This is a genomic window from Povalibacter sp. (genome assembly GCF_036520495.1).
Taxonomy (GTDB): Bacteria; Pseudomonadota; Gammaproteobacteria; order Steroidobacterales; family Steroidobacteraceae; genus Steroidobacter.
This window is the reverse complement of the sequence record NZ_DATDJO010000039.1, coordinates 57,753-71,122: the sequence shown is the minus strand read 5'-3', so window position 1 is coordinate 71,122 and position 13,370 is coordinate 57,753. Positions and strand designations below refer to the sequence as shown.

The 13,370-nt window shown below is 62.9% G+C and carries 11 protein-coding genes; 5 read left to right on the top strand and 6 right to left on the bottom strand.

Going from position 1 to position 13,370, the window contains the following annotated elements:
- Positions 1-24 precede the first annotated feature (24 nt).
- Complete coding sequence (locus VIZ63_RS15030) at positions 25-981, bottom strand: AAA family ATPase (RefSeq protein ID WP_331610485.1); 957 nt, start codon at positions 979-981, stop codon at positions 25-27.
- Between the two features lie 218 nt (positions 982-1,199).
- Complete coding sequence (locus VIZ63_RS15025) at positions 1,200-3,980, bottom strand: valine--tRNA ligase (RefSeq protein ID WP_331610484.1); 2,781 nt, start codon at positions 3,978-3,980, stop codon at positions 1,200-1,202.
- Between the two features lie 137 nt (positions 3,981-4,117).
- Between VIZ63_RS15025 and VIZ63_RS15020 the strand changes: the two genes are divergently transcribed.
- Both VIZ63_RS15020 and VIZ63_RS15015 read left to right on the top strand, forming a co-directional pair.
- Positions 4,118-4,882, top strand: coding sequence for a sulfite exporter TauE/SafE family protein (locus tag VIZ63_RS15020; RefSeq protein WP_331610483.1), 765 nt, complete (start codon positions 4,118-4,120; stop codon positions 4,880-4,882).
- 11 nt (positions 4,883-4,893) lie between these two features.
- Positions 4,894-5,352: a thioesterase family protein gene (locus VIZ63_RS15015; RefSeq protein ID WP_331610482.1), complete on the top strand. Its 459-nt coding sequence runs from the start codon at positions 4,894-4,896 to the stop codon at positions 5,350-5,352.
- Between the two features lie 149 nt (positions 5,353-5,501).
- Here VIZ63_RS15015 and VIZ63_RS15010 read toward each other — a convergent pair whose 3' ends face one another.
- The gene (locus VIZ63_RS15010; protein WP_331610481.1) at positions 5,502-5,933 is read right to left on the bottom strand and encodes a DNA polymerase III subunit chi; all 432 of its coding nucleotides are present in this window, start codon (positions 5,931-5,933) and stop codon (positions 5,502-5,504) included.
- A gap of 3 nt (positions 5,934-5,936) precedes the next feature.
- Positions 5,937-7,418, bottom strand: coding sequence for a leucyl aminopeptidase (locus VIZ63_RS15005; RefSeq protein ID WP_331610480.1), 1,482 nt, complete (start codon positions 7,416-7,418; stop codon positions 5,937-5,939).
- 245 nt (positions 7,419-7,663) lie between these two features.
- Here VIZ63_RS15005 and lptF point away from each other — a divergent pair, with 245 nt between their 5' ends.
- The 3 genes from lptF to VIZ63_RS14990 are packed head-to-tail and all read left to right on the top strand — an operon-like array spanning position 7,664 to position 10,375.
- On the top strand, positions 7,664-8,770 hold the full coding sequence (gene lptF, locus VIZ63_RS15000; RefSeq protein WP_331610479.1) for an LPS export ABC transporter permease LptF: 1,107 nt from the start codon (positions 7,664-7,666) through the stop codon (positions 8,768-8,770).
- Positions 8,771-8,772: 2 nt separating this feature from the next.
- Positions 8,773-9,840: an LPS export ABC transporter permease LptG gene (gene lptG, locus VIZ63_RS14995; RefSeq protein ID WP_331610478.1), complete on the top strand. Its 1,068-nt coding sequence runs from the start codon at positions 8,773-8,775 to the stop codon at positions 9,838-9,840.
- Positions 9,830-10,375, top strand: coding sequence for an RDD family protein (locus tag VIZ63_RS14990; protein WP_331610477.1), 546 nt, complete (start codon positions 9,830-9,832; stop codon positions 10,373-10,375). Before lptG ends, VIZ63_RS14990 begins: the two co-directional genes overlap by 11 nt.
- Positions 10,376-10,381: 6 nt before the next feature.
- Here the strand turns inward: VIZ63_RS14990 and VIZ63_RS14985 are convergent, their stop codons facing one another.
- Complete coding sequence (locus VIZ63_RS14985; RefSeq protein WP_331610476.1) at positions 10,382-11,446, bottom strand: DUF4340 domain-containing protein; 1,065 nt, start codon at positions 11,444-11,446, stop codon at positions 10,382-10,384.
- A 10-nt stretch (positions 11,447-11,456) separates the two neighbouring features.
- Complete coding sequence (locus tag VIZ63_RS14980; RefSeq protein ID WP_331610475.1) at positions 11,457-13,370, bottom strand: GldG family protein; 1,914 nt, start codon at positions 13,368-13,370, stop codon at positions 11,457-11,459.

Genomic DNA, 13,370 nt, shown 5'->3' with positions numbered 1-13,370 from the left:
CGGCTGACGGCTAGCCGACGCCTCTTACGGTACCGCGACCGCTTTGAGCACCATGTCGCCGATCTCGCTTGCGGAGACTGTGCCTGCGCTGTCCCGCAGCTTGAGTCGATGGCCGACGACGCCGGGAAGCACGGCCTGCACATCCTCAGGCAGCACGCCGGCATGACCGTGGATCAACGCCCACGCCTGCGCAGCGCGCAGTAACGCAATGGCGGCGCGCGGCGAAAGTCCTGCTTGAAAGTGCGGAGCCTCGCGCGTGTAACGCACGGCGGCCTGCACGTAGTCGAGCAGCGCATCCGAGGTATGCACTCTGGGCACCATGGTCTGCAGCAGCAACAACTGCTGCGGCGTGAGCATTGGCGGCAGGGTGGCCAGCATGTCGCGCCGGTCCTGGCCGATCAGCAGGCTGCGTTCCTGCGCTGCATCGGGATATCCCAGCTGGATGCGCAGCAGGAAACGATCGAGCTGCGATTCAGGCAGCGGGAATGTGCCGATCTGGTAGATCGGATTCTGCGTGGCTATCACGAAGAAGGGCGCCGCGAGCGGATAGGTCTGGCCGTCGACCGTCACCTGGTGTTCCTCCATCGCCTCGAGCAATGCGCTCTGCGATTTCGGTGAGGCGCGATTGACTTCGTCGGCAAGGACGAGCTGCGCAAAGATCGGTCCCTTGTGAAAACGGAAGTCGCTGGTCTCGCGATCGAAAATCGACACGCCAATGATGTCGGCAGGCAACAGGTCACTGGTGAACTGGATGCGCTGGTAGTGCAGGCCGAGTGTTTCGGCGAGCGCATGCGCCAGCGTCGTCTTGCCCACACCCGGGATGTCTTCGATCAGCAGATGGCCGCGGGCGAGCAGGCACGCGATGCTCAGCCGCAGCTGGTGTTCCTTTCCCAGGATGACGCGGCCGAGCTGTGCAATGGTTGCCCCGACGAGTTCGACGGGGTTCGCCTGCGTGATGAGCGTCGGAACAGTTGAATCCATGAACACTACGCCGATGGCCTTGGGTCAGCGGCTAGTGTCACGGGTCAGGTTCAAAACGCAAGTGCAGGGGCCTCATGGAGACTGCAGAGACGGAAGAAAAAAGATCTCCACGAGGAACACGGGGAACCACGGGGTTGAGAGTATCGATCGGCTGCCCTTGGATTTTCCGACCCCGTGTTACCCCGTGTTCCCCGTGGAGGTTCTTCTTCCTGCTGCCGCTAGTCCTTCAGCTCCCGGACCCGGCGTTCCTGCTCTTCGATCTGCGCGATCTCATGTTGGCGTTCGGCAATTCGTGCGCGTTCCTGTTCGACGACCGCTGCTGGTGCGCTATCCAGAAACTTCGGATTGCCTAGCTTTACCTCAGAGACTCCGAGCTCTTTCTGAGCTTTCGCTTTGCGTTTCGCCAAGCGTGTCAGCTCCGCGTCGGGATCATCGATCAGGCTGGCGAGCGGCGAGTGCACGATCTGGCCTTCGACCAGCTGCATGGCCGTGGGCGGCAAGGTCGACTCGTCGGTGATCGGGGTGAGATCCGAGAGATTGGCGAGCGAGCGGACCAGGTCCGCGTTTGCTTCGATCAATCGCCAGTCCTCGCTCGAGGCCGCCTTGATGAACACCGGAATCTGCCGCGAACGCGCGACATCGAGCTGGCCACGGATCTGACGGACGCCGAGGATCACTGCCTTGATCGGTGCAATGGCATCTTCCGCCGCCTGATCGATCGGGAATTCCGCTTCACGCGGATAGGGCTGCAGCATGATGGTCTCGCCCTTGCGACCGGCAAGCGGGGCGACGGCCTGCCAGATTTCTTCCGTGACGAAGGGCATCAACGGATGCAGCAGCCGCAAATACGCTTCGAGCACATCGAGCAGCGTGCGGCGGGCGCCGCGCTTCTGTGCGGCAGTCGCCGACTCCGACTGTAGAGCTGGCTTCGACAGCTCCAGATACCAGTCGCAGTACTCGTACCACGCGAATTCATACAGCTTCTGCGCGGCGAGATCGAAACGATACTCGGCCAGCAGTCGCCGCACGTCTTCGACGGTGGAACCAAGTCGCGAGCGGATCCAGCGATCCGGGATCGAGTACTCGACATCACCGGTCAGGCCATTGTCCTGGCCTTCGGTGTTCATCAACACATAGCGCGCAGCGTTCCAGAGTTTGTTGCAGAAATTCTTGTAGCCGTCGACGCGGCCGAGATCGAAACGGATATCGCGGCCCATGGTCGCCAGCGCCGCGAAGGTAAAGCGCAGCGCGTCGGTGCCGTAGGACGGGATGCCTTCAGGGAACTGCTTGCGCGTCGCCTTCTCGATTTTCGTCCTGAGGTGCGGCTGCATCATGCCGGAGGTTCGCTTCGTCACCAGCGATCCCAGATCGATGCCGTCGATGAGGTCCAGCGGGTCGATGATGTTGCCCTTCGACTTCGACATCTTGTCGCCGTTCTCGTCGCGGATCAGGCCCGTGATGTAGATCTCGCGGAACGGCACTTCGCCCGTGAACTTCATGCCCATCATGATCATGCGGGCGACCCAGAAAAAGATGATGTCGAAGCCCGTGACCAGCACGGACGTCGGATAGAACTTCTTCAGCTCCGGCGTCTCTTCCGGCCAGCCGAGCGTCGAGAACGGCCACAGCGCCGAGGAGAACCAGGTGTCGAGCACATCGTCGTCGCGCTTCAGCACGACATCGCTGCGGTTCAGTGCGCCCTGTGCCTGCTGCAGAGCATCGGATTCAGTGCGTGCGACGTAGACATTGCCCTGATCGTCGTACCAGGCCGGAATCTGGTGACCCCACCAGAGCTGACGGCTGATGCACCAGTCCTGGATGTTGTTCATCCACTGGTAGTAGGTCTTGGCCCAGTGCTCGGGGACGAAGCGAATGCGTCCGTCTTCGACGGCGCGGGTTGCCGGCTCCGCCAGCGGTGCAATGCGCACGTACCACTGGTCCGTGAGCCAGGGCTCCAGCACCGCGCCGCTGCGATCGCCGCGCGGCACCTGCAGCGTATGCGGTTCGATTTTTTCGACGAGGCCCTGTGCTTCCAGATCCGCAACGATGCGCTTGCGCGCTTCGAACCGGTCGAGCCCGCGATACGCTTCCGGCACGGAATCATTCAGTGCCGCATTGGCGTCGAACACATTGATGAGCGGCAGGTCGTGGCGCTTGCCGATCTCGTTGTCGTTGAAGTCGTGTCCCGGCGTGATCTTGACGCAGCCCGAGCCGAAGGCGGGGTCGACGTACTCATCGGCGATGATCGGAATCAGACGGTCGGTCAGCGGCAGATGGATCTTCTTGCCGATCAGGTGCTTGTAGCGCTCGTCGTCCGGATGCACGGCGACCGCGGTGTCGCCGAGCATGGTCTCCGGGCGCGTCGTCGCCACGACCAGCTGGCCGGTGCCGTCGGCAAGTGGATAACGCAGATGCCAGAGGTGGCCCTGCTCGGGTTCCTGCATGACTTCGAGGTCGGAGAGCGCGGTGTGCAGCACCGGGTCCCAGTTGACGAGCCGCTTGCCGCGATAGATCAGGCCGTCTTCGTAGAGCCGCACGAAGACTTCGCTCACCGCCTTCGACAGGCCTTCGTCCATCGTGAAGCGATCGCGCGACCAGTCGACGGAATTGCCGAGGCGCCGTTCCTGGCGCGAAATGATGTCGCCCGACTGGCCTTTCCATTCCCAGACTTTTTCGACGAAGGCCTCGCGTCCGATGTCATGGCGATTCTGTCCGGCGGCGTTGAGCTGGCGCTCCACGACCATCTGGGTCGCGATACCGGCGTGATCCGTGCCTGGCTGCCACAGGGTGCTGTTCCCATCCATCCGGTGCATGCGCGTCAGGGTATCCATCAGCGTGTGCTGGAACGCGTGGCCCATGTGCAGCGTGCCCGTCACGTTCGGCGGCGGGATCATGATGCAGTAGGGTGTGCCCGTGCCTTGCGGGGCAAACCAGCCGTTTTCCTCCCACCGCTGATAGATGCGTTGCTCGATGTCGCGGGGGTTGTAGGACTTTTCCATGGGCGGCTGTCGGGAGGGTCAGGAGTCGAAGGGGCGGCAATTATAGCGGGCCAGCTGGCCAACCGGCCGACGGTCCGCTGGCCGGCAGGTCAGGATCAGCGAAGCAGTCAGTCAGTCGGTATGCTCACCCTTCCTGCATGTCACCCCTCGAACTATCAATCGCTGCACTCGCCGCCGCGGCCGCCGGAGCCGTGAATGCCCTGGCGGGCGGCGGCACGCTCATCAGCTTTCCGGTCCTGCTGGCGCTCGGCATTCCACCGATTGCCGCCAATGTCACGAACGCTGTAGCCCTGTCTCCCGGCTATCTGGGCGCGACCCTCGCGCAATTGGGCAATCTGCGGGGTCAGCGCGAGCGGCTGCTGCTTTGCATTCCTGCGGCCGTGATCGGCGGATTGGTGGGCGCCGTGATACTGCTGCACACCCGCGAACGCACGTTTGTAGCGCTGGTGCCCTACATGCTGTTCTTTGCAGCGGTGTTGCTGGCCTTTCAGAACCGGGTGCGGGCCTGGGTCGTCCGTCGGCTGGCCGAGAGCCGACATGCGCATCACAGCCGGTTCGTTCCGGTCATTGCGGTCGCGGCAGCTGGTGTTTACGGCGGATTTTTCACAGCCGGGATGAGTGTCCTGGTGCTCGCCATTCTTGGCGCGACGGTGGAAGACTCGCTGACGCGCCTGAATGCGCTCAAGCAGATCATCGCGTTCAGCGTGAACATTGCCGCCGCCGTGTTCTTCCTGTTCTCCGATCAGCTGATCTGGCTGCTGGCCGGCGTGATGGCGCTGGGTGCCATGGTTGGCGGAGCACTCGGCGGTCGCGTCGCCAGCCGCCTGAATCCCGACACCCTGCGCTGGATCGTCGTCGTGGTCGGCGTGGCGCTGGCAATCTTCTACTGGTTCAGGAATTGAGGGCAGTCCGGATGGATCGCTTCAGGTATTACCTGCGCGTGCGCTACGGGGAGTGCGACGCCCAGAAGGTCGTCTTCAACGCGCGCTATGCCGACTACGTTGATCTCGCGACAGCCGAATGGCTGCGTGCGCTGGGGTTCGAAAAAGAACTGCAGACGGGCGAACTTGACTACCAACTCGTCAAACAGACGCTCGAATGGAAGGCCCCAGCGCGCTACGACCAGGTGATCGAAGCGTCCGTCTCTGCAAAGACCATCGGCAATACGTCGTTTACGCTCGCCACCGAATTTCGCATCGCCGGCCACGAACCCGTGATCGCCACCGCCGAAACCGTGTACGTGCACGTGAACTCGAAGACCCTGACGAAGCAGTCACTGCCGCAGCCGTGGCGCGATGCGTTCCTTCGCGGCGCGGCGGGTGCGGTGGTGGATCATGCTGGCTGGGCCAGGGTAGGCGCGGATACGGCCTAAAAAAACAGGTACACAGAGGAGCGCAGACGAAGCCCACAAAGGAATGCAAAACGAGAAGCTATGGCGGAGGTTCGCAGTCCTGCCTCTGACCCTTCCAGATTTCGTGGTCTTGTGCGTTCTTCTATGTGCTCATTTGCGTACCCGCTTTCTCACAGATTGTGAGTGTCGAGTTCGCAGCCGCGTTCGCGATACACCTTGTAACGCTCGCGCGACAGCCGTTTGTTCTCCGGATCGACGTCGACGATTTCGGCGACGCGCTCGAAATTTTCGAAGTCGGCCGGCAGGCGGTTGGCGAGATTGATGAGCAGCTGTCGATGGCTGGGTGGAGCGGGTGCTTCGCCGAGCAGCACAACGACGCGTTCGTGCGATGCGCCGCTGCCATTGCTGACTTCATGCGGAATGAACGCCTGGTCGTTGAAGGTCCAGAGCAGTTCGTCGAGACGTTGTGCATCGGCCAGCGATACCGTTTGCACGTACGTTCGCAGGTTCTGGTCGTAGGCCTTCTCGATGAGACGGCACGCGACGCGGAGGCGCGCATCGGGCGCCTCCTGTGACAGCACGTAGAAGTCGACGCGGGGCACGGACTAGCGGTTGATCAGGTAGTCGACCAGCAACGGTACGGGGCGGCCCGTGCTCGATTTGTTGGCACCTGACTGATACGCGGTGCCGGCGACGTCGAGATGGGCCCACTTCAATCCGTCAGTGAACTTCGCCAGGAAGCAGGCGGCCGTGATGGCGCCGCCTTCGCGGCCGGCAATGTTGGCCATGTCGGCGAAATTGCTCTTGAGGCCTTCTGCGTATTCTTCCCCGATCGGCAGCGGCCAGGCGCGATCGTCGGCACGCTTGCCGGCTTCGGCGAGCGCATTGCTCAGTTCATCGTCGTTGCTGAAGAGACCCGACATCTGATTGCCGAGCGCCATGACGCACGCGCCGGTGAGCGTTGCGATATCGATGAGTGTGTCGGGCTTGAAACGGCGGGCGTAGGTAATCGCATCGCACAGGATCAAGCGACCTTCGGCATCCGTATTCAGCACTTCGATGGTCTGACCCGACATGCTCTTCACGATGTCGCCGGGCTTGGTCGCGCGGCCGCTCGGCATGTTCTCGCAGGCCGGGACGACGCCCACGACATTGATCGGCAGATTCAGTTCGGCGATCGCCCTGAACGTTCCGAGCACGCAGGCCGCGCCGCTCATGTCGAACTTCATTTCGTCCATGCCGGGTGGTGGCTTGAGAGAGATGCCGCCGGTGTCGAATGTCACGCCCTTGCCGACCAGGACGACGGGCGCCTTGCTGCGCTCCGCGCCGTAGTACTCGAGCACGATCAGGCGTGCCGGCTCATCCGTGCCAGCAGTCACCGACAGGAACGACCCCATCTTCAGCTTGCGACAGTCGGCTTCGTTGAGGATGCGCGTCTTGATCGCGCGGTACTCGCGCGCCAGTGTCTTCGCGGCATTGGCGAGATAGGAGGGCGTGCAGACGTTGCCTGGCTGATTGGCGAGGTCGCGCATGAGCGACATGCCGGCGACGATGCCGCGACCATGCTCGAGGCCGCGCTCCACACTGCTGCGATCACTGCGTGTGGTGCTGACGCCGAGCTTCGTCAGTCGCGATTTGGGACGCTTGTTGGCAGTCTTGTGATCCGGGATGCGATAGGCCGAGTTGCCGGCAACCTCGGCAGCGATGCGCGCGAGCGTGTAGCTGTCCGCGTCCTTGACGACTTCGAGCGCCAGGTAGTTGATGGCTTCGCGGGCATTGGTCTTGGCGATAGCCGTCAGCGCTGCATTGAGTGCGCGCCGGTACTGCTTGCGGTTGAACGCGCCCTTGACGCCCAGACCGATGGCGACGATTCGCTCGCACGGACCACCGTCGAGATCGGCGAGGATGATGACATCGCCTGGTTTGCCGCGCAGATCGCCCTTCTTGACCAGCTTTGCGAGACGTCCGCCGCTGCGGCTGTCGAGCTCTGACGCTGTCTCGGACAGGACGCCTTTGTCGTACACGCCGACGATCGCACACTCGGTGCGTTGACGTGCAGGCGCACTGCTGGTCGCGAAAAATTCCATGAGCCGTCCTCTACTTCGTAGTTTACGCAGGATGCCGTGTCGCTTACCGTATGCGCCGGCAGAGCGAAAGCCGAAGGATCGCGGCATTCGCAGGCCGTCAACCGATCGCTTCGGGATCGTTTCGGCCAATTCGTAGTCTACCCGATTCGATCCCGTTGAAACCTTCCGGCCGGCCGGTCCATTGAGTACCGGCGCCTGACGGTTTCGCGCTGAGGTAATTCGCGCTGCGTACGCTCGATCGCTATGTGTTTCGTGAGGTCGCCGTCAGCTGGCTGGCCGTGACCGTCGTGCTGCTCGCGATTCTGCTGGCAAATCAGCTGGCGCGGGTGCTGTCGCAGGCGGCAGCCAACGATTTTCCCCGCGACGTCGTCTTTGCCCTGATCGGACTCACCACGACGGGCAACCTGTCGATCATCATGCCGATCGGTTTTTTCCTGGCGATCATGCTGGCGCTGGGCCGGCTGTATCACGAAAGCGAAATGGCGGCGATACAGGCGTGCGGCGTCGGGCCGGCGGGGCTGTTCCGGCCGATCACGATCCTCGGCGTTTTCATCATGGCACTGCTTGCATGGCTCTCGTTCTCGGCGATTCCCGCGGCCAGCGCGCGTGCTCAGGCGATCAGAGCAGAAGCGTTGCGGGATGCTCAGTTCGGGCTGCTCGAACCGGGCCGGTTCCGCACCTTCGATGGCGGCAATATCGTGTTCTATGCCGAGCGCGTCGACAGCAATGGAATTCTGTACAACGTGAACGTGTTCATCGAACGACCGGCGAAGACCGACCAGGCCGTGGAGGCCGCGACGCAGGCACCAAGCAAGTGGGAGATCTGGACCGCGACTCGTGCCGAGCAGCGCGGAGCGGGGCAGGCCGAGCAGACCTTCGTGCTCTATGACGGTGAACGCTACGAGGGTGTGCCCGGCGAAGGGGGGTTCCGCATCATCAAGTTCAGCGAAGGCGGTATTCCGATCCGGCTCGGTGATCCGGGCAGCCGCACCGCCAAGGCGGATATGAAAAGCACCGCCGACCTGCTCGCGTCTTCCGACCTCGACGACGTTGCCGAACTGCAATGGAGAATCGCAACGCCAGTGAGTGCGCTCGTGCTGATGGCGCTGGCGGTACCGCTGGCGCGCCTGCGTCCGCGCCAGGGCCGCTTCGGCAAGATGGGCATCGCCATCCTCGTCTATTTCATCTACCAGCAATCGCTGGTGGCCGCCCGGACCTGGCTCGAGAGCGGAGTCATGCCGCAGTTCCTCGGACTGTGGTGGGTCCATGCAATCGCGCTGGTAGTGGCGGCGGGTCTGCTGTTGCGGGCTTATCCGATCGGGCGAGCCCGCCCCGTCGCGGTGGCGGGTTGATCATGTCGGTGTTGTCGCGATATGTGATGCGGGCCGTCATTGGCTACACGCTGCTGGTGTTGCTGGTGTTGCTCGTGCTGAACGGGTTGTACATGCTCATCACCGAGCAGGACGACATCGGTACGGGTAACTACGGCGCCACCAGTGCTCTGCTGTTCGTTGGCCTGAATCTTCCGCAGACCGCGTTCGACATGCTGCCCATCGCTGCGCTGATCGGCTCGTTACTGTCGTTGGGTAACCTGGCTCGCTCGATGGAACTCGTCGTCATTCGCGCCGCCGGAGTCTCGGTCGCACGCATCGGTGCTTGGGTATTCGGAGCCGGCGTGCTGCTGATGGCCCTGACGTGGGTCCTTGGGGAATATGTCGCGCCGCCGATGGAGCAGTACGCCCGCGAGATGAAGACCTTCCAGAAATTCCAGGACTACAGCATGGCGGGCAATCGAGCCGCCTGGGCGAAGGACGGCAACACGATCCTGTCCGTGCAGCGGCAAAGCGCAGCCAACAATTTTGGCGGTGTGTATGTTTTCCAGTTCGACGCGCAGCATCGCCTGCGCAGCGTCGGCAGGGCGGGCAGTGCGAGCATCGATGCGCAGAACAGCTGGGAGCTGACGGACTATCGTCAGTCGAAGATCGAAGCGGATCGAATCGTGCCTGAGCAACATGCATCGGCGAGCCTCAAGACCAACGTATCGGCGGAGTTCCTCGGTCTCGCAGCCATCAAGCCGGATGCGATGCCGGTGCAGGCGCTGTTCAGTTACGTCTCGCACCTGAAGCGCAATGGACTGGATGCGCGTTCGGCCGAGACTGCGATGTGGGCGCGGATCGCGCGGACGATCGCGGTCGCCATCATCGTCGTCCTCGCCGTACCCTTTGCGTTCGGTCCCATGCGTTCGACGGGAACCGGCGCGCGCACGGTGGTCGGCATCATGGTCGGCGTCGTGTTCCTGCTGCTGGCGAAGCTCATGGACAGCAGCGGCGCCATTTTCGACCTGCCTCCCATCGTGGTGGGCTGGACTCCCACGTTCTTGCTGGCCGTGATCACGGCTATTGCGGTGTCTCGTGTCCGCTGACGTTTCTCCAGATAAAACGACGCTCGTACCTGCCAGCCTGCTGCGTCGACTCGCCGCCGTCTGCTACGACTGTCTGCCTGTGCTTGCCCTGGCGATCATTGCGACTTTTCCATTCATGCCGTTCCTGAACGGGCGGGTGCTGATCCCGCGTGAAGTCGGTGCGCTGGCTTATCTGTACTGGTTCGTCCAGTTGGCCGTCATGGGCGCGTTCTTCGTCTTCTTCTGGTCGCGGCGTGGCCAGACGGTCGGAATGTTGCCCTGGCGCCTGCGATTGCAGCGTACTGATGGGATGCTCATCTCGCCCAGGATGGCCATCCGGCGTTTTGCATTGCTGGTCCTGTTATGGACGCCTTTCTTCGCTGGTTACTGGTTCATCTGGGGGCACTGGCCGGATCGTCCGCCACGCACGATTGCCATGATCTGTTCGCTGCTGCCGCTCATCGTGGCGTATGCCTGGGTCTGGATCGATCGTGACGGCCGCGCGCTGCACGATCGGTGGACCGGTACGCGCATGGTGGTGCTGCCGAAGCGTTGAGCGTCCTCACTTCTTGATGACCGCAGTCGCCGGCTTGAAGATCGCCTCGTACTTGTAGTCGGCGATCTCATAGGCCCAGCCTTGCAGCCGGGCGTTGATCGCGCCGGCGGTGTCGGATGCGGGCTTGGCCGCGGCGGCAGTGCTTCCTTCATCACCGGTAGTCGCGATTTCCTTTGCATCCACATGGAAGCGCTGCGCCAGTGCGTCGTCCTGAGTGGTTCTGGCCGTGACGTAGTGTTTGCCGTCCTTCGACCAGCCGTCGAGATCCACGACCAGTCCGTCGAACGTCCTGAACGTCGCACTCGCGATCGGTTTGTCGGCGGCGAAATCCTGCGCCGGTCGTACATCGGCGAGTGTCAGTCCGGCAAGTGCGGTCGCGACGTTGTTCGCCGCGAAAGTATCCGCTTCCTTACCCCGCGGCAGGTCTTCGGCCTTGAAATCTGCGTCGGCGCGCGCGGCCTTGGCGACTGTGTAGGGTCGGTCGTTTCCAATCGAGATCGTTGCCGACTGGATGCGATCGGCGCTGATATCGATCACAGAGTTGCGCAGCCAGTCATGCGCCAACGCGGACGCGTCGATGCTCTCGCTCGTCAGCCAGCTCGTTGCCTCACCCGCGCGACGCACGTACGAGCCCTTCATGCCGGCATTCTTGCCGACGATCAGATTCACCGCCTGCCTGGGGCCCGAGAGTTCGATCCGCACGCCGGTTGCGCTGGTATCCGCGATGTCTTCCACGCCCAATGCAGCATAGTTGTCTGGATTGGATGTCTTCTCTTCGGTCGGCCTGGCGTCCGCCAATGCCTGCAGAAGACGGCGCACCTTGGCGCTGTCCGCGGGATAGTTCGAACGCTGTGCAAGCTGCCACTGCGATTCACTACGGGTCAGCTCGATAGCCGGCACGTCGCCCGCCTTGAAGATGCGGATCATGCTGACCTGCGACAGCTCTTCCTTGAGACCGGGATAGAGCAGCGTTGGTTTCTGATCGGTCGAGCGCGGGTAAGCGAGCCACAGCGCCAGGGCGAGGACGAAGACGGCTGCCAGACCAAGGAAGGAAAGAGTGCGTGAAGTCATCCGGGCCTCCTCAACCGGTGTGAGCCGCGGCGCGGCCGGCGCGCAGCTTGCGTCGGCGGGTGACGGCGATGGCGATGGCCGCGATCGCGATCAACGCCGGGATCAGCGCAATGTTCAGCAGCTTGAGCTTCGTGCCGAGACCTTCGATCTCGACATCGAGCGACCGTCGCACGTCGCGCAGTTCCTTGCGGATACGCGCGCGCTCTTGCGTGAAGCGGGTGAGTTCGGCTTCCTGCTCCGGGGAAAGCACGAGTTCTTCCTGGTTCGCGCGACTCGATTGGAGCTGCGTGAGCTTCAGCTCGGTGTCGCGCAATTTCTGATCCAGATCCTGCTCGGTCGCACGCAGACGGTCATCGGCGCGGCGACGCAGGTCGTCGACCCTGGTGAACGGGCGGAAGAAGCTCTGGCGACCGCGAATGCTGATGAGATCGGAGCTGCCGGCGAGGTTGTCGACCGCATTGGCGAGGAAGTCGCCGTTGTTCGCCCAGGCCATCGCGACGCGCTGACCGAACACATTCTGGGTGCGGACCCACAGCGGGTCGGCGAGGATGTCCGTGTCGCCCACCAGGATGATGTTCGCGTCATTCGCGCTTTCCTTCAGTGCCTGTCCCGCGGTGGCGCCTTGCGGTGCGCCGCTCGGGAACGCGGATTTCAGCTTGCCGTGAATGCGAGCAGCAATCGCGTAGCGCTCGCCGCTCGCTTTGAACCCATCCAGGAGCGACTCGCTGTCCGGCAGAAAGGTGAGTTTTGCAGCCGGCAGCAATGCGGCGTTCGTGCTCGACTGAATCAACGGCTCGAACTCGATCGCTGCGCCTTCCTTCTTGCTCAGCGCTCCCGCAGTCATGGCATTGATCGAATCGAGCGCCGAGGTCACGACGTCCTTGCCATTCATGCTGTCGCGATTGAAGCCGATGATGGCAATGTGCTGCGAGGGCGCCTGATTCGCCTGCAGGGCGACAGTCAGGCCCAGTTCGCGGTCGCCGACGATCTGTCCCGTATCGAAGTCGACGCCCCACGCCTCGAGCAGCGGCCCGAGGCTCGAGGAGCGGCTGCCCATCATGCCGCCCATTTGCGCCATCTGCGCCGCCTGCGGATCGTTCTCCGACTGCGGGTCCATGAACGCCAGCAACTTGCCGCCACGCAGGACGAACTGATCGATGGCGTACAGCGTCGCGGGCGACAGCTCACGCGGATGCACGATCATCAGCGTGTCGATGTCCGGCGCGATTTCCGCGACATCGGTCGCGAGCGTCTGCACGTCGAACAGCTGGTGGATCTGGGTGATGCTGGTCCAGCCCGGACGCATCTGGCCCGACGCCGGATCGAAGGCGGCATCGACAGGCAGTCCGGCAATGAGGCCGAGCTTGGCGCGCTTGGTGTTCGCCAGTCGATGGATCAGGCTGGCCACGTCATATTCCAGGAACTCTTCCTTGTCGGGCTGGAAGAACGCAATGATTTCCCGGCCGTCGGTCGAATTGGTGCCGGCCATACCGAAGTACAGCGACTGCCCCTGCCCGCCGAGCGGCACGGCCTGCAGGCCGAATTCCGTCGCCCGGTCTTCGTCTTCGGAAAAGGGTTGGGGATCGATGACGTTCAGTCGCAGCTTGCCATCGGAGCGCTGCGCCATTTCCTCGAGCAGTTCCTGCACACGCTGGCCATACGCACGGATCTGTGGCGATTCGCGGCTCGCCTCCTGCGAGAAGAAGAAGTAGAGGTTGATGGGCTCCTGCAATGTCTCGAGGATGTGCTGCGTGCCCGGAGCGATCGAGTACAGCTTGCTCTCGGTCAGATCGAGCCGCGCGCCGCGCAGCAGGAACGTGAGCAGGATCGTCACGCCGATGAACAGCAGTGCCAGCGCGACGAGTGCGCCGAGTCCGAAAGCATTACGCCGGGTGGTCGATGAAGGGAGGGTGTTCTTGCTCAT

Coding starts and splice junctions, on each gene's coding strand:
- VIZ63_RS14980 (WP_331610475.1), bottom strand. CDS start 13,370: ATGAGCAAGAACACCCTCCCTTCATCGACCACCCGGCGTAATGCTTTC.
- VIZ63_RS15020 (WP_331610483.1), top strand. CDS start 4,118: ATGTCACCCCTCGAACTATCAATCGCTGCACTCGCCGCCGCGGCCGCC.
- VIZ63_RS15005 (WP_331610480.1), bottom strand. CDS start 7,418: ATGGAATTTTTCGCGACCAGCAGTGCGCCTGCACGTCAACGCACCGAG.
- VIZ63_RS15030 (WP_331610485.1), bottom strand. CDS start 981: ATGGATTCAACTGTTCCGACGCTCATCACGCAGGCGAACCCCGTCGAA.
- VIZ63_RS14985 (WP_331610476.1), bottom strand. CDS start 11,446: ATGACTTCACGCACTCTTTCCTTCCTTGGTCTGGCAGCCGTCTTCGTC.
- VIZ63_RS15015 (WP_331610482.1), top strand. CDS start 4,894: ATGGATCGCTTCAGGTATTACCTGCGCGTGCGCTACGGGGAGTGCGAC.
- VIZ63_RS15025 (WP_331610484.1), bottom strand. CDS start 3,980: ATGGAAAAGTCCTACAACCCCCGCGACATCGAGCAACGCATCTATCAG.
- lptG (WP_331610478.1), top strand. CDS start 8,773: ATGTCGGTGTTGTCGCGATATGTGATGCGGGCCGTCATTGGCTACACG.